Consider the following 16,235-nt stretch of genomic DNA (forward strand, 5'->3'; position numbering starts at 1 on the left):
CTCCGCAGCTAAGCCTAATTTAGGCACTCACTAGGTGACTTTTGCGTACTGTAAATTGTCCCAGATCCAAGCACAATATCTCCGCCTGCATCTGGCAAATAGATCACCGCAGCCTGTCCACGGGCTACGCCAGATAGCGGCTTATGCAGAGTGATCGTCATTGTATCGTTGTGGGAATCAACGCTCACATGACAGGGCACCACGGACCCATGAGCGCGAACTTGTACTTCTGCAGAAAAATCTCCACTGAGAGCCGGATGCAGGTATTTTAAACGATCAGCATAAATCTGGCTCACAGAAAGATCATCGCGCGATCCCACTGTGACCGTCCCCGTGGCAGCATCAATATCAGTGACATAACGGGGTTTTCCGTCTGCCGCAGGTTGCTTAATATCAAGGCCTTTGCGTTGACCAATGGTGTAGTTCCAGGCACCATCGTGTTCCTTTAGGGCTCGTCCCTCCGTATCCACGATCATTCCTGGTCTTAGACCAATATGGCGCCCCAAAAACGCCTGGGTATTGCCATCGGGGATAAAACAAATATCATAAGAATCCGGTTTTTTTGCCACAGAAAATCCCTGAGCTGCGGCCTCTTCCCGGATCTTAGGTTTAACGGTATCCCCCACGGGGAACATGCAATGCGCGATTTCTTTTTCGCTTAATACACCAAGCACATAGGATTGATCTTTTTCTGGGTCAATAGCACGGCGCAGATAGCCGTCACCGCCGTCTTCAGGCTGGGTAAGTTGGGCATAGTGGCCAGTTACTACGGCGTCGAATCCCAGAGCGATTCCGCGCTCAAGTAACGCGGCAAACTTGATTTTTTCGTTGCATCTAAGACATGGGTTTGGGGTTTCCCCCGCTTCATAGGAGGAAATGAAATCATCAATCACGTCTTCTTTAAAGCGATCCGAAAAATCCCACACGTAAAAAGGGATCCCAAGCTTGTCGCATACCCTGCGGGCATCCGCGGAATCCTCTAATGAGCAACAACCGCGAGAAGATTCCCGTACCGTTTGCGGATCCTGCGAGAGCGCAAGATGTACGCCTACTACCTCGTGCCCAGCTGCGACAGCTCGCGCTGCTGCCACCGCCGAATCTACTCCGCCGCTCATCGCTGCAAGAACTCGCATGTGACTCCCTGTACTCCTTATGTTGTCATCAGCGCCGAACATACCCGCTACTTGTTCAACGGAGCTATCTTAGTCTTATTCCCAGACACCTAGCATAGGCACTGTAACCTTATCGGTCATGGGTAGGAAAAAAGGAGGTCGGGTCTCCCCGAATCTCAGTGCTAATAATGGGCCTGTAGCGGGGATTTACACCACGTCTACTGGAACTGTGGAACTTCGACCGGACTCTTTTATGCCTCATGCGTGGGAGGTATATGTCAATGGGGTCCCATCTAGTCACATCTGTGAAGATCCAAGCAGACTTGAGTATGAGTACATGCGATGGATTGCTGCAGCCGTAGAGTGGTTTGTGACTACCCATGCGTCACCGACAGCGCTAAGAGTTACACATTTAGGCGGCGGAGCCTGCACTATGGCTCGATATGTAGCTCATCTTTATCCTAAATCGCGAAACACCGTGGTTGAATTGGACGGGGAACTAGCCCGACTGGCTCGCGTGTGGTTTGACCTGCCCCGCGCCCCACTACTAAAGATCCGAGTAGGTGAGGCTAGAGAGGTGTCCAATTCTTTTACTGACGCAAGCCGCGATGTGATTATCAGAGATGTTTTCGCTGGTGATTCCACTCCTATTCCGCTAACCACCGTCGAGTTTTTCCGTCAGTGCCACCGTAGCCTGGCGCCGGGAGGACTTTATGTAGCTAATTGTGGCGACCACTCCGATCTCCGCGGCGCCCGAGCTGAACTCAAAGGCATGGCGGAAGTCTTTACGCATGTGGCTTGCATTTCAGATCCCGCCATGCTCAAAGGTCGCAGGTACGGCAACCTCATACTCATAGGCACGGATTCTCCACTCCCAGACCTTATGGCAACGCAAAAGATAACGCGCTCTTTATTAGGAGGTGGAGTTCCCGCCCAGTACAAGGATGACGCCTGGACTCGGAGCTTCATGGCCTCAGGAATACCTCGCTTTGACCCTCCAATTGCCTAGGCCATACCTGCTAAACGTGCGCGCCTAACCACCTCAGGAAGGTGTTTCACAAGCTTCTCGACGTCCGCCTCTCCCGTTGTGCGTCCAAGAGTAAAGCGAATAGTGCTACGTGCAATTTTTTCTTCCACCCCTGCTGCCAGAAGAACATGGCTGGCTCTATTCACGCCATTTGAACAAGCTGATCCGGTTGAGGCTTCCAATCCAAACGAATCAAGGAGCATAATCAGGCTATCGCCTTCTGCACCGGGGAAAGACAAGTGAAGATGACCAGGTAATGCATCATGCGGGGTGTGCACTACAACATTATCGATTGCCTCCACAATGCGATTGTGAAGTTGATTGCGTAGTGCCGCTATCCTGAGGCGTTCTTGTTGCATCTCGGCTATGGCTTCAGACAAAGCCGCAGCCGTGGCAGCAGCCCCCGCCACGTCTACAGTCCCAGATCTAATGCCGCGCTCTTGCCCGCCACCATGAAAAATAGGACGAGGAGCAGGCGAACGACGCGCCAACAACAAACCAACACCCCGAGGCCCACCAAATTTATGAGCACTCGCAGCGAGCGTAGTCGCCCCAAGATCATGAAAATTCACAGGAAGATGCCCTACGACCTGTACGGCATCAACATGAAGAGGAGTACCAGCAGCGGCAGCACAAGAAGCTATTTTTTGAATCGGCTGTATCGCCCCAGTCTCGTTATTCGCCCACATCACCGCAGCCACAGCAGCAGGTTTATTCAATGCTGAGAGATCCGAAATAATCCCATCTTTTGCAATAGGAAGTCTTTCTACTTCAGCCCCGCACGTTTCAAGGTATTTCAACGTTTCAAGAACCGCCGGGTGCTCGATTCCAGTACTGACAATCCGGTGCAAGGGACTGGCCTGCCAGAGGCCTGCGACACCGATATTGTCCGATTCCGTGCCTGATCCAGTGAACAAGACCTCGATGGGCTCACATCCGAGCAACTCAGCGATTTCCTCACGCGCGGTATCAAGAACACTACGTGCTGCACGCCCTGAGCCGTATTGGCTTGCTGGATTAACCAAATGCGCATTTTCCAGCCAAGCTTCTCGCGCAACCTGTCGGATCGGTGTGGTTGCGGCATGATCAAAATAACTCGACTGCATGGGGGCCGATTCTACTCGGCGCTCCCCTTTGAACAGAAAGCCGGTTCCTTTTAGTCAAAATATGCCGAGCTCTCGTCACAAAAAGCTCGGCATATCTTAGGGGCAAAACCCTGTGTTCTTAGGCTTTTCGCTGAGCAATCTCCTGAATAAGCAGCGGGGTGATCTCATGGATATCTCCCACCACACCAAGGTCTGCGATAGAGAAAAATGGAGCGTCCTCATCATTATTGATGACGATAATCTTCTTTGAAGTCTGCATTCCAGACGTGTGCTGAATAGCACCAGAGATACCAAGTCCCACATAAACATCGGGAGAAACGGTAACTCCGGTTTGCCCAATCTGGTACTGCGCCGAATAGTACCCTAGGTCTACGGCGTCGCGGGTAGCACCCACTGCCCCGCCGAGGGCGTCGGCAAGCGGCTCGACGATAGAACCAAAGTTCTCCGCAGATTCCACGCCTCTGCCTCCTGCTACCACGACCTTTGCACTAGTAAGATCCGGACGGTCGCCTTTAACAGCTGGAGTAAAGGAGGTTACTTTCACGTCTTTCGCAGCTGCTGTAGGTATCTCCATGACGGATACGGTTCCCGCTGCAGGAGACGGCACGGCCTCCACGCTTCCGGGACGCAACGTATAAATAGGGCTGGCTCCCCCCACTGCGGCAGAAACATCAAAAGTATCGCCGAACACAGAAAGATGCGCCGTCCTATCGGGGTTAATTCCCACCACATCGCACAACACGCCAGAAGCAAGGCGCGCGGCAAGCCGTCCCGCGATTTCATTGCCATGTACCCCTGCGTCCAGAAGGATAGGGCCAGGCGTGGCTGCAGCCAGCATAGATAGGGCGTCTGCCTGCGGGATTGCAATACGCGAATCCACATCGGCTGCCTGCGCCGCGATGATTGAGGCGGCCCCCAGCTCAGCCAGTTTAGGTACAAGCGGCTCGTGAACTCCCGGGGTGCCAACCACCACGGCTGTGACGTCGCCAAGCACCCGCGCAGCGGTCACCAGCTCTCCTGTTGCGGGAAGAACCTGTCCATCGGCATGTTCGACAAGTACATAAACAGTTGACATGTCTGTTCTTCTCCTTTACTTAGATGAGCTTCTCAGCAGCCAGGAAATCTGCAATAGCAGCGGCCGCTGTACGAGGGTCGGTATTGATCACTTTGCCGCCTTGACGAGCTGAGCGCTCCGTGGCTGCTGTAACCGCAGTGGCTGCGTGAGCAAGTCCCACATGCTCCGGAGCCACTCCTATGGATGCCAGGCTAAACTGCTGAATTTCTGCCTTTTTAGCAGCCATGATGCCTTTAAAATTAGGGAATCTAGGTTTGTCCGCTTTTTCTGTTACAGACACAATCGCAGGGAGCGATGATTCCAGAGCGCTATCACCGTCATGGGTTTCTCGAATACCGCTAATGGTATTCCCCGACAAAGTAACCTCACGCATACTGGTGAGAGCGGGCTGCTGACGATATTCGCTTAGTATTCCGGGAATCGCACCCATGGCGCCATCAGAGGAAGCGGAACCCGCAACGATAAGCGCAACATCCGGGATTTGATTAATTGCGTTATTCAGCGCCCATGCCGTTCCCAAAACATCAGAGCCAGCGAGTGCTTCATCCGAAAGCAAAATCGCTTGATCTGCACCCATGGCGAGTGCTTTACGCAAGGCCTCCTCGGAGCCTGCCGGGCCAGCTGAAAGGGCAACTACCGTGTATCCAGCGTCTGGATTAGATTCTTTAAGCCGCAGTGCCTGTTCCACCGCGTACTCATTAATCTCATCGATCACAGAATCAACGTTGACGCGATCAAGGGTGAAATCACTCTCAAGCTTCTTTGTTGACCACGTATCGGGAACATTTTTGACCAGAGCCACGATTGCAGGCATCGGTTTCATCCCTTCTTTTCTTATCTCAGGGCAGGGATCTCAAGCGACCCCTACCTAAAAATCGAAATAGCCTTTTATTTTATCTTGCGTCTTGATAACGCACACGTTGGGCAAGTCTAGTGCACAAAAGTACGGGGTAGCTCATCCGCATACTCACGGGCCTCGCAGATAAGAGCAACGCCTTGAGAACCGATGCGGGTACAAAACACTGCCATGGGCCGCTTACCTTTAAGTCCGAGTTTCTTCCGTAACACATCCGGGTCTATGTCTACCCCGCGTACAAGAATCTCCAGGCTCCCACAGTCGTGTTTTTTTAACACACTTTTGAGCTTTTTTAGCGGTGCAAGCTCAACAAATTTAAAGCCGCTACGCCCTGCTGGAATCGCATCACCCGTAAGGTATGCGATCCGCTCATCCAGCATCCACAGCCCCTCGCGCCGGGCATAATGGCGTACTAATCCTGACCGTATAATTGCACCGTCTGGGTCGATGAGGTATTTTCCTGGGCTATCCGCACCAACGTCGGAAGGCATAAGGTCAGTAATCCGATCTACACGATGATTGTCGGATGTGCATTCTGTTGTAGAAGCCGTTATAAGAAGCGCTTCACGGGTTTCACCGTTGCTAAGCCCAGCAGTATACAAGCAGGCCTCTTTTACTCCTCCATTTACGCTTGCCACGCTTACCAGGCCTTCCCACTCCGAGAAATCGAGGCCCGGCGCGCATTTGATGGCTAGTTCATGTCCTCGCCAGGTTTCTACAAGGCTAGGAAGCGGCGGAATCAATTGCAACGGAGAAGTAATTCTTCGCCCGCCGTCCCGACGCGCAGGATCCGCCACGATAATGCTTTCATTTTTCGACGCAGGAATGAGGGCATCAGCTCGCGAATAGAGCCCGCGTGGCTCGTTGTAGCGAGCCATCAACAAACGAGCTTGATCCACGTCGCTACCGTGGTAGCTCATCCTTGCGCGGGTAATCGCAGCCCCCTCAGTACCGATCGAACATGTGACATCGTGAACTAGTCCCTGAGGAAAATGTGCGGCAAGTCTTTCGGCTCTTCGCTGGGCTACTACGAGCGGAGTTGCTTGTTGTGCCGATTCATGGCACATGAGCCACTGGCTAGGAAGTTTCCCTTTAGTAGCAGACCGGGAGCTGACAAGTTCCATCACTGCGCGTCCGTAATCTCCAAATTCTGAGCGGAAGAAAGCGCTGTCTTTAATCGCGCTTGCTTTGGTCAGAGGATGATCTGCGATCAAACGGCTCTCTGCATCGGAGATTTTTCCTTGTTAGCTGCAAGGAAACGCACCTCATCGGGATGAAAACTCACTTGTGCGACTATCTTTCTTAAAAACGTCTAGGAGGAACATGCGTGAAAAACTCTTCGTAGAGAGGATCGTATTCAGGAATCCCTTTATACGGCTTCATGTCTGCTTTTCTTAAATGGGCAAGTAGGTCAGTCACGCAATCAAATTGGTTGAGGGTCCACAGCTGCGCCCAGGTAGGAAAAACCAGGCGTAACAATCCGACTCTCCAGCCTTCCAAAATAAGCTCCGGGGAAAACCATCCAGTTGATGCCGCCTCACTGGTATTTCCATCAGGTTCTTGTCCGGGCGGTTGCACTGCAACGAATGAAAACATATCAAAGCGACGCTCGTCCTCATCAGGGCTCACCCATCGGGTCGAGGGACGCAACAATTCCGACCGCAACACCAACCCGTTGCGCTCCAGCACCTGGGAGAGCGAAAGCCGGTGGCTCTCTAAGGCCAGGCGCTGCGAGTGATAGGGCGTAGCATCCAAAATGGGACGGCCATCTGCATGAGAAGCAAGAAGAGTACCAGTCTCCTCAAAAAGTTCACGCACGGCAGCGAACAATAATGCTCTAGCTCTATTGCGGTTAGTTCCTAACGCACGAGCCCAATGCATTAGGCTTGGGCCTCCAAAAGTGTCGTAGGTGGCACCTTCATGGCTCAGCTCAAAATCGCGAATATCAACTCCGCCTCCGGGAAAGACGGTGGTGTTAGGGAACGTAGGCATCGAAGATACCCGCTCTTGTACATAAACTTCCATCCCTGACGGCGAATCGCGAACCATCAATACGGTGACAGCGAGCTTGGCGCCGCCGAGACCCAATATCTCCTCAGGCTCGTACATGATTACCCCCAGGATGCGCTTTGTGCTCGTTCCCGTAGCCCGTGAACAAACAACGCATTACTGCTGCTTACTGTCAATTATCGATTGGTCTGGCAACAAGTCTACTTGCGATGCTTCGTCGCACGTCTTTGCCGCCTGGCGAAATACCTACCGTCTATTTTATCCACAGCGATTGGTTGGTGGAACGCCGCCGTCAAGTTCTCACTGGTAATCACGTCATCTATGAGACCTTGCGCCACCACTGAGCCTTCGTCGAGAAGCAAAGCATGAGTAAAACCAGGGGGGACTTCTTCCACATGATGAGTGATCATGACAATCGCCGGTGCATCGGCATCCATGGCAAGCTCGCCAAGATAAGCTACCAGGTCTTCCCTGCCGCCAAGATCCATGCCTGCTGTTGGCTCGTCGAGAAGCAAAAGCTCTGGGTTAGTCATCAGTGCTCGAGCCACGAGAACGCGTTTACGTTCGCCCTCGCTCAGCGTTCCCCATGTTTGATCGGCAAGATGATAGGCACCAACTCGTTCTAAAATTTCCGTGGCTCGGTCCAAATCCCACTCTTCATATTCTTCCCGCCAGCGTCCCAAGACCGCATAACCCGCAGAAATAACAAGGTCTGATACTTTCTCATCTGCAGGAATCCGGTTGCCCAAAGCGGACGAGGAAACGCCGATCATTGCGCGCAGATCACGCATATCAGTCCGACCAAGTTGTTCTCCCATGATCCAAAGTTTTCCTTTGGAGGGGAATTCTTCTGCGGCTGCCATCCGAATCAACGTAGTCTTTCCAGCTCCATTGGGCCCCAGGATCACCCATCGCTCATCGAGCTCAACCTGCCAATCAACAGGACCAACCAATGTTTTACCGCCGTGTTTAAATTCCACCTCGAAAAAGTCAAGAAGTAGATCAGGGTTACGGGGCTCGATCTCAGCGTTTGTCATGTCTTCCATCATGACGGATTTCTCACTGTCGATGTGGAAGTGACACAGGTGAACTACGCTTTAAAGATAGTAACCACCGACATGAGGAAGCGAGCACTGCTGAAGTGACCGGAAGACTTGCTATCGAAGATGTACGCCCACGCATAGCGGGAGGCTCTCAGCCTTCCAAAGCAGTAATCGGAGAGATGATCCCCGTGAGCGCCCTAGTATGGCGCGAAGGCCACGACGCGGTGTCTGCAACGCTTAACGTTATCTCTCCTACCGGCGAGGTAACTCGCACGACCATGGAACCCGCCCCCTTTGATCAAGACAAGATGTTTTCCAGTTTTGTCCCAGATGCTCTTGGCACGTGGAAGTTCCGGGTCGATGCGTGGTCCGATCCCATGAGCACCTGGCGCCATGCTGTAATAGCAAAAATTGAAGTAGGGCAAGATGAAGACGATCTTTTTAATGACTTAGAGCATGGGGCTCAGCTCTTTGAAAAAGCCGCCGAAAATGCTTCAAAACCTACCGCCCAAAAGCTCTTTGCAGTAGCAGATTCCTTGCGCTCCAACCAGCCGCTGCGAGCGCGCGTGGCACCAGCCCTGAGCAAAGAGATTCATGAGATTCTCCATGAGCACCCAGTGCGTGAGCTACTGACGCGCGGACAAAACCACACGGTACTGGTAGAACGCAAAAAGGCCCAGTTCAGCTCGTGGTATGAGCTCTTCCCTCGCTCTACCGGGGGTTGGGATACCGATGGTAACCCCGTACACGGCACGTTTTCCACTACAGCTAAGGCACTCAAACGAGTAGCGGCTATGGGGTTTGACACTGTTTATTTCCCGCCTATCCATCCTATTGGAGAGATCCACAGGAAGGGAAAAAACAATAGTTTGATCGCCGAGGCTAATGATGTGGGGTCTCCATGGGCAATCGGTTCCGCTGCCGGTGGACATGACGCAGTACACCCACAGTTGGGAACGCTCAAGGATTTTCAGGCGCTGGTGTCCACTGCCGAGGAACTTGGACTTAGCGTTGCGCTTGACCTCGCTCTGCAAGCAGCCCCAGATCATCCTTGGGCTCGTACCCACCAGGACTTTTTTACGGTGCTTGCCGACGGCACAATCGCATACGCAGAAAATCCCCCCAAAAAATATCAAGACATCTACCCACTGAATTTTGATAACAATAAATCGGCTATTTACGCTGAGCTCAAGCGCATCGTTCTATTTTGGATTGCGCAAGGCGTAACAGTATTCCGCGTGGATAATCCGCATACAAAACCTGCAAATTTCTGGGAATGGCTCATCAGTACCATCCATGAAACGCATCCTGAGGTAATTTTCTTAGCAGAGGCTTTTACTCGCCCGGCGCGACTTTACGGACTGGGCAAGGTCGGATTCAGCCAGTCTTATACCTATTTCACTTGGCGCACAACCAAGTCTGAGCTGGAAGAATTTGGCACCGAGATCGCTGCAATGGCGGATGTTTCCCGCCCTAATCTCTTTGTTAATACTCCAGACATATTGCATGAGAGCCTGCAGCATGGCGGACGCGCTATGTTTGCAATCCGAGCAGCTCTTGCTGCCACTTTGTCTCCGTTATGGGGGGTCTACTCCGGATTTGAACTCTATGAAAATGAAGCGGTTAGCGCTAATAGCGAGGAGTACTTGGACTCTGAGAAATATGAGCTACGTCCGCGCGACTTCACTGCAGCTCTCGAACAAGGAGATTCTCTAGAGCCGTATCTAGGCACACTCAACGCGATTCGACGCGCACACCCTGCCTTGCAACAGCTTCGGGTTATTGATTTTCACAGCACTGATAATGAAAACATCATCGCTTATAGCAAAGTCGATCCAGTATCCGGCGATGCCATCCTCGTGGTGATCAATCTGGATCCCACGCATGCGCATTCGGCTACTGTAGACCTCACCATGAACGCTATCGGCTGCGAGGATGTTGACCATTTCACCGTCACTGATTTAGTTACGGGTGCGCAATTCCCTTGGAACAAGCGCACATATGTCCGCCTAGATCCCTGTGCAGATGTCGCCCATATCCTGGAGCTTCCCGTTGTCGAGGAAAGCAAACGTAAAGCTCTCTCCTGGCGTACTCCTACCGACTATTCCAATTAATTCTCATCGTTGAAAGGATCCCCCATCCCTATGTTTTCTGCTTCTGATCCCATCCGCATCGACGATGATGTTCTTGGCCGGCTGAGATACTGTCAATTCCATGACCCCCACGGGGTCTATGGTTGCCACCGTATCGATGACTCCCGTGCTGTCATCCGTACTCGCCAACTTGGCGCGGAAGCTGTCACAGTCACGCTCACAGATGGAACAACATATGCGCTTTCCCCCATCGGGGATGATATATTCGCAGCCACCGTAGACGCGTCTCTGGCCAGCGACTATAGGCTCAACGTCTCGTGGCCCGGAGACACAATGGTGACCACTGCTGATCCTTATCATTTCCTTCCTACGCTGGGAGAACTAGATATTCATCTCATCCGAGAGGGAAGGCATGAACGCCTCTGGGAGGTTCTAGGGGCACATGTTCGCACTTTTACCACGGATCTAGGTGAGGTAACAGGCACATCCTTTGCCGTATGGGCGCCCAATGCCACAGGAGTTGCTGTTGTTGGCGATTTTTGTGGATGGAACCCCAACCAATACCCCATGCGCTCGCTAGGAGACTCAGGTGTCTGGGAACTTTTTATTCCGGGTATTCGAGCTGGAGACGTGTACAAATATGCAATTCATACCCGCGAGGGGCATCGGATAGACAAAGCCGACCCGCTAGCGCGCCATGCAGAAGTAGCGCCTGCTACGGGGTCCATCGTCGCAGATTCCAGTTATGAATGGAATGACGCGGACTGGATGGCTCAACGCGCAACTCGCGACCATGCAACGCAACCGATGAGCATCTACGAGTGCCATTTGGGCTCCTGGAGAGAAAACCGGACGTATAAAGACCTCGCCTCAGAACTGGTCGACTACGTTTCTGCTCTCGGATACACCCACGTAGAGTTCCTTCCCGTGGCAGAGCACCCCTTTGGTGGATCTTGGGGGTACCAGGTCTCTGGCTACTACGCCCCCACATCGCGCTGGGGAACCCCAGATGAACTCCGCATGCTTATCGACGCTTTCCACCGCGCTGGCATCGGAGTCATTATGGACTGGGTACCCGCGCATTTCCCCAAAGATTCTTTTGCTCTGGGACGCTTCGACGGTGAGGCGCTCTACGAACACCCTGACTGGCGTCGAGGAGAGCAAAAAGATTGGGGCACCTATGTCTTTAATTTCGGGCGCAATGAAGTCCGCAATTTCCTGGTAGCTAACGCACTTTATTGGATAGATGAATTCCATGTCGATGGTCTACGTGTGGACGCCGTTGCATCAATGCTCTATCTCGACTACTCCCGAGAGGCCGGCGAATGGCTACCAAATGTCTATGGAGGCCGTGAAAATCTCGAGGCAGTCCAATTCCTGCAGGAGATGAACGCCACTGTGCATAAGACCTTCCCTGGTGTTCTTACCATCGCGGAAGAATCGACTTCTTGGCCTGGAGTTACCACTCCTACTGACCACGATGGCCTTGGATTTAGCATGAAGTGGAACATGGGCTGGATGAATGACACCCTTGAGTATTTCTCTTTGGATCCCATTCATCGCGCTTATCACCACAATGAGATTACGTTCTCTATGGTCTATGCCTATTCAGAACGTTTTGTTCTTCCGTTTAGTCATGACGAAGTAGTCCACGGCAAGGGATCGCTATGGACTCGGATGCCTGGTGACGCATGGAACAAAGCCAGCGGATTACGCGCCCTCTACGCCTATATGTACGCTCACCCAGGCAAAAAGCTGTTGTTCCAAGGACAAGAGTTTGGTCAGGTCATGGAATGGTCTGAGGGGCGCTCTCTTGATTGGGATAACCTTGTAGGGTGGGAAGGCGAGTATCACGAGGGGCTGATAAAGCTCATCCGCGATCTCAACTTTGTGTACCAAGACAACCCTGCGCTCTATACCCAGGATAATGGCCCTGAAGGCTTTAGCTGGGCTAAGTCCAATGATGCAGGCAACAATATCTTATCTTTCATCCGCTATGGTTCTGCCGGAGAAAAAATTCTTGCAGTATTTAACTTCAGCGGGAGCTCTCAGCCACATTACAAGCTGGGAGTACCGGAAGGCGGACGTTGGGAATGCATACTCAACACCGATGCGGGCGTATATGAAGGCGCTAATAACCTTCTGGAACAGACTGTTACCGCCTGGGACACCGAGTGGGACGGGTACGAGCATTCCCTCACAGTTCATATTCCTGCGATGAGTGGTCAATTTTATCGCTGGATAGACTAACTATCGCGAAGTCGCCGCATGTGCTTTTATTCCTAGAGCATATGCGGCGACTCAGCGGGTCTCTGGCGCCCCAAATTTAGGATTTAGAATAACGCGCTGGCCATCTTCCCACGCGCCGCGATCACTCGCGCATCTGTGGGGTCAAAAAGTGCGAACAGCTCCAACAATCGAGTGCGGACTTCATCATTTTCTTTGACTATAGCGATGAGACGGGCAAACGCAGCCTCAGGAGTACCCGCAGCAATTTCTGCATCCGCGGCAGCAAAAGCTAACTCAACGTCGTGTGGAGCCGCATCTGCAGCCGCAACCGGATCTACATCGCTACGGGCTGTTTGCAGCCGTGCAAGCAATCGTGCGTTATCACGAGCCTGCAAAGCCATCTGATTCTTGGGTTCTTGAGCAAGAATCGACTCATACACGGCAATCGCGGATTCAAAGTCGCCGCTGTTTAATGCATCAGTGGCCGCATCAAACCTAGGGTCGGGAGCAGCTTCCTCAGACTCTTGAGTCAGTCCCCCTAGCTGTCCTGCTACGGCTTTAACCACAGCATCAGTCCACTGCTTGAGGGCGTCGAGAGGTTGTCCTCCTTCGAAATTAGCTAGTGGACGGCCAGCGGCAAGCGCAACGACCGTCGGTAAGCCTTGAATACCAAACATCTGCGCAATTTCCGGAGTCGAATCGGCGTCAACGTAAGCAAAGATGAAACTCTTATGTGATGCTTCTGCAAGTTGCGAGAAATCGTTTTTAAGCTGTTCAGATTCCGGGCTGCGCGCGGTTCCTAGGAGAACAATAACGGGTACTTGCTGGGAACGTAGCAGTACTTCTGCTTCAACGTTATCCCGAGTAACTACCACTACAGGAGAAATTCCGCCCGGCGACTGAGCTGCTTGTTGCCGTGCTTCTGCACGCGACTTCACCTCACCCAAATCTATTGCACCAGCCACAAAACGATGCGGTGTGGAGTTCGGATTAGCCACTTAAATATCCTCCTGTAGTTTTCTTTCTGAGCAACTTTTCTAGAATGCCACGAAGCCGACTGCGATGCATGCGGTTGCCCCAGTGCTATCGCTTCAGCTTTTTAGGTGTTTTCTAGGCCTTCTGCAAGATGCTGCTCTACAGATTCCACCTTGGAACGAATTTGCTCGGTGTATCCAGGCCTGATATCGGCTTTAATTACCAAACCAACCCGAGGAGAGACCTCCAAGACCGCATCCGTAGCCTTTTTCACCACCGCCATGACTTCATCCCACTCCCCCTCGATCAGAGTAAACATAGCGTTTGTTTCATTCGGAAGGCCGGAATCACGGACTACTTTAACGGCGCGAGAAACCGCAAGAGACATCTCAGCTTCAGAATTAGGTACTTCGGTCGGTGCAACGGAAAACGCAAGAATCATGATTTTAAGACTACTAGGATCGCTGCTCCATGCGACTAAAACTTTAAACATAGGGTTTTCTTTACATCTTGAGCGTCTTTATCGTCCTCATCTCCTGCTGATATCCCCAAAGGTCCATGGAGGAAGTCACATTTTAAACCTAAACATGGCAGCACTCACGTCACTATGATGGGAAAGTATGAGTACTGATATCAACTCCATCGACATTCCTCATGAGCTCGTTATATGCCTCGACCACGTCGGAATCGCGGTCCCGGACCTAGATATTGCCGTAGAGTTTTACCGCTCTGCATTCGGTTGGGTAAACCATCACCAGGAAACCAATGAAGAGCAAGGCGTTGTTGAAGCCATGGTGGGGCCTAAGGACCTCAAAGAAACCGATGGCATGATTCAGCTGCTGGCTCCTTTGAATGAGGACTCCACCATCGCTAAGTTCATCGACAAAAAGGGCCCTGGCCTCCAGCAAATGTGTCTGCGCACGAGCGATATTGATGCACTGTGCTCGCATCTTCATGAGCAAGGCGTACGGCTCCTCTACCCTGAGCCAAAGACTGGCACAGCCGGCGCACGCATCAACTTTGTTCACCCCAAAGATGCCGGTGGCGTTCTCCTTGAGCTGACTCAACCACAGAAGTAAACACAAACATCTTCACATACTTTAAGAGCTAGGCTGCTGCCTAGCTCTTTTTGCTTATCGACGTTCCCAGCACGATCTATGCCAATGACGCCGATCATCGGCACCACGCCCGGTGTCTTTGGGCCACGCGACAATGTGAGCTATTCCCGGAGGGATGTTCTGGTTACAACCCGGACAAATATAAAATTTGGTGGCTGCATGCGAACCCATATGCCGCATCATATAAATCTCACCGTGCGTCCACGATGGGCCTTCAACCGCCTGGGTTCCATAGAAACTAGCGCCGTCTCTGGGTAACGCGCGAACCTCGGAAATAGCACGCCGATTCCGCCTGCCCATCAGAACAGCCTGAGTTCTGGAGATTCAATCCCACGCAAATTGTCATAGTCCAGGACAACGCAGCGGATTCCACGGTCTTCTGCCAATGTACGTGCCTGCGGCTTGATTTGCTGTGCGGCAAAAACTCCTGTGACTGGGGCTAATAATTCATCGCGATTAAGTAGCTCCAAATAGCGTGTAAGCTGCTCTACTCCGTCGATTCCCCCACGACGTTTGATCTCCACAGCAACGTTCAACCCATCAGAGTCTCGGCACAAAATATCCACCGGTCCGATCGGCGTGGGATACTCCCGACGTACAAGAGAATATCCTTCTCCCAAGGTCTCAATGTGCTCTGCTAAAAGTTCTTGTAGATGTGCCTCTACACCATCCTTTTGCAGGCCAGGGTCTTCACCCAGCTCATAATACAAATCCGAGTGAACAGCCTCGACGGTAATGCGAAGCTGCTCCCCCTTCTTGTTTTCTACAATCCACAACGCAACATTTGCGCCATCTTCTTCCACAATTGTTTCCGTTAGCGTACACGGGGGAGTCATCCAATTGAGCGGTTTATATGCCCGATCATCCGCGTGAATAGATACAGACCCATCGGCCTTTACCATTAAAAGACGATCGGCTAGCGGCAAATGTGCTTCTAATCGACCAATATAATCAACCGAACAACGGGCTATGACTAAACGCATGTTCCATAGACTAGCCTGTCACCGATCGCGACGCTTACTCCGGCCGATCTTATTCTGTAAAGTAGTATGATCCATACGCTCTAACCTGCGACTAGGGGCAGACTCTAGCCATGAGACGAGTCCCATAGAATATGCATTATCAAGCGCGATTTCATAACGCACCCCCCGAACCTTCAAAGAGTGTACAGTGGCGCCGTCAGCTAAAAGGCGAATCTCGCTGGGGTCAAGTTCGCGTGCTCCCATGTAATCCACGTCTTGCCGATTAATAATCAGATCCGCTTTAGGAAACAGAGACCGCAACTTAAAATACTCAAGAGTTTCGCCCCTGTAACGCATCGACCCATGCCTCCAGCGGCGTCCTGTGTCAGCTGGAAGTCTTCTAATCACAACCGCCGAGCCTTCACTACGAACAACTAAAAAACGCCATGCGGCAAGCAGCATGACGAGAACGATGACCACCAAGATAATCCATAGGACGATCGACATCATACGCTCCACATCTGCCACTACCACACAGCGCTACGTCTGAGTTTTGTTTAACATCCTACAACGGTTCACACCCTGTACAAACTGAATATCTTGTTAAAGCAAAAAACTCCAACCTAATA

Annotated in this window: 15 protein-coding genes and 1 pseudogene; 4 read left to right on the forward strand and 12 right to left on the reverse strand. The window is 52.0% G+C overall.

Going from position 1 to position 16,235, the window contains the following annotated elements; genetic code table 11:
- Positions 1 to 14 precede the first annotated feature (14 nt).
- On the reverse strand, positions 15 to 1,133 hold the full coding sequence (gene mnmA, locus CpATCC19410_RS08870; protein WP_013241722.1) for a tRNA 2-thiouridine(34) synthase MnmA: 1,119 nt from the start codon (positions 1,131 to 1,133) through the stop codon (positions 15 to 17).
- Between the two features lie 118 nt (positions 1,134 to 1,251).
- On the opposite strand from mnmA, the gene CpATCC19410_RS08875 reads away from it, so the two are divergent.
- A complete protein-coding gene (locus CpATCC19410_RS08875) occupies positions 1,252 to 2,121 on the forward strand; it encodes a spermidine synthase (protein ID WP_014300628.1) in 870 nt (289 codons plus the stop codon).
- On the opposite strand, the gene CpATCC19410_RS08880 is transcribed toward CpATCC19410_RS08875, so the two are convergent.
- The 6 genes and pseudogenes from CpATCC19410_RS08880 to CpATCC19410_RS08905 form a co-directional block, all read right to left on the reverse strand.
- Positions 2,118 to 3,245, reverse strand: coding sequence for a cysteine desulfurase family protein (locus tag CpATCC19410_RS08880; protein ID WP_013241720.1), 1,128 nt, complete (start codon positions 3,243 to 3,245; stop codon positions 2,118 to 2,120). The genes CpATCC19410_RS08875 and CpATCC19410_RS08880 overlap by 4 nt on opposite strands.
- 118 nt (positions 3,246 to 3,363) lie before the next feature.
- Positions 3,364 to 4,320, reverse strand: a complete 957-nt coding sequence (locus CpATCC19410_RS08885; RefSeq protein WP_013241719.1) for an electron transfer flavoprotein subunit alpha/FixB family protein — start codon at positions 4,318 to 4,320, stop codon at positions 3,364 to 3,366.
- A 19-nt stretch (positions 4,321 to 4,339) separates the two neighbouring features.
- Entirely contained in the window at positions 4,340 to 5,134 is a 795-nt protein-coding gene (locus CpATCC19410_RS08890; RefSeq protein WP_013241718.1) for an electron transfer flavoprotein subunit beta/FixA family protein, read from the reverse strand.
- A gap of 116 nt (positions 5,135 to 5,250) precedes the next feature.
- Positions 5,251 to 6,461, reverse strand: a pseudogene (locus tag CpATCC19410_RS08895) (THUMP-like domain-containing protein).
- 17 nt (positions 6,462 to 6,478) lie between these two features.
- Positions 6,479 to 7,285, reverse strand: coding sequence for an NUDIX hydrolase (locus tag CpATCC19410_RS08900; RefSeq protein WP_013241716.1), 807 nt, complete (start codon positions 7,283 to 7,285; stop codon positions 6,479 to 6,481).
- 101 nt (positions 7,286 to 7,386) lie between these two features.
- The gene (locus CpATCC19410_RS08905; RefSeq protein ID WP_014522391.1) at positions 7,387 to 8,235 is read right to left on the reverse strand and encodes an ABC transporter ATP-binding protein; all 849 of its coding nucleotides are present in this window, start codon (positions 8,233 to 8,235) and stop codon (positions 7,387 to 7,389) included.
- A 92-nt stretch (positions 8,236 to 8,327) separates the two neighbouring features.
- Here CpATCC19410_RS08905 and CpATCC19410_RS08910 point away from each other — a divergent pair, with 92 nt between their 5' ends.
- A complete protein-coding gene (locus CpATCC19410_RS08910) occupies positions 8,328 to 10,343 on the forward strand; it encodes an alpha-1,4-glucan--maltose-1-phosphate maltosyltransferase (protein WP_013241714.1) in 2,016 nt (671 codons plus the stop codon).
- A 30-nt stretch (positions 10,344 to 10,373) separates the two neighbouring features.
- Positions 10,374 to 12,572, forward strand: coding sequence for a 1,4-alpha-glucan branching protein GlgB (glgB, locus tag CpATCC19410_RS08915; protein ID WP_013241713.1), 2,199 nt, complete (start codon positions 10,374 to 10,376; stop codon positions 12,570 to 12,572).
- An 83-nt stretch (positions 12,573 to 12,655) separates the two neighbouring features.
- Here glgB and CpATCC19410_RS08920 read toward each other — a convergent pair whose 3' ends face one another.
- The gene (locus CpATCC19410_RS08920) at positions 12,656 to 13,549 is read right to left on the reverse strand and encodes a tetratricopeptide repeat protein (protein ID WP_013241712.1); all 894 of its coding nucleotides are present in this window, start codon (positions 13,547 to 13,549) and stop codon (positions 12,656 to 12,658) included.
- A gap of 101 nt (positions 13,550 to 13,650) precedes the next feature.
- The gene (locus CpATCC19410_RS08925) at positions 13,651 to 13,968 is read right to left on the reverse strand and encodes a thiamine-binding protein (protein ID WP_032802305.1); all 318 of its coding nucleotides are present in this window, start codon (positions 13,966 to 13,968) and stop codon (positions 13,651 to 13,653) included.
- A gap of 178 nt (positions 13,969 to 14,146) precedes the next feature.
- On the opposite strand from CpATCC19410_RS08925, the gene mce reads away from it, so the two are divergent.
- Positions 14,147 to 14,605: a methylmalonyl-CoA epimerase gene (gene mce, locus CpATCC19410_RS08930; RefSeq protein WP_013241710.1), complete on the forward strand. Its 459-nt coding sequence runs from the start codon at positions 14,147 to 14,149 to the stop codon at positions 14,603 to 14,605.
- 54 nt (positions 14,606 to 14,659) lie between these two features.
- On the opposite strand, the gene CpATCC19410_RS08935 is transcribed toward mce, so the two are convergent.
- From CpATCC19410_RS08935 to CpATCC19410_RS08945, 3 genes are read right to left on the reverse strand one after another with little or no spacing between them, the layout of a single operon-like run.
- Entirely contained in the window at positions 14,660 to 14,944 is a 285-nt protein-coding gene (locus CpATCC19410_RS08935; RefSeq protein ID WP_013241709.1) for an Rv1322 family protein, read from the reverse strand.
- Complete coding sequence (gene nucS, locus CpATCC19410_RS08940; RefSeq protein ID WP_013241708.1) at positions 14,944 to 15,627, reverse strand: endonuclease NucS; 684 nt, start codon at positions 15,625 to 15,627, stop codon at positions 14,944 to 14,946. The genes CpATCC19410_RS08935 and nucS overlap by 1 nt, the downstream gene beginning before the upstream one ends.
- A gap of 18 nt (positions 15,628 to 15,645) precedes the next feature.
- On the reverse strand, positions 15,646 to 16,140 hold the full coding sequence (locus CpATCC19410_RS08945; protein ID WP_014401121.1) for a DUF2550 domain-containing protein: 495 nt from the start codon (positions 16,138 to 16,140) through the stop codon (positions 15,646 to 15,648).
- Positions 16,141 to 16,235: the final 95 nt, after the last annotated feature.

It is taken from the genome of Corynebacterium pseudotuberculosis (genome assembly GCF_002155265.1).
Classification (GTDB): Bacteria; Actinomycetota; Actinomycetes; order Mycobacteriales; family Mycobacteriaceae; genus Corynebacterium; species Corynebacterium pseudotuberculosis.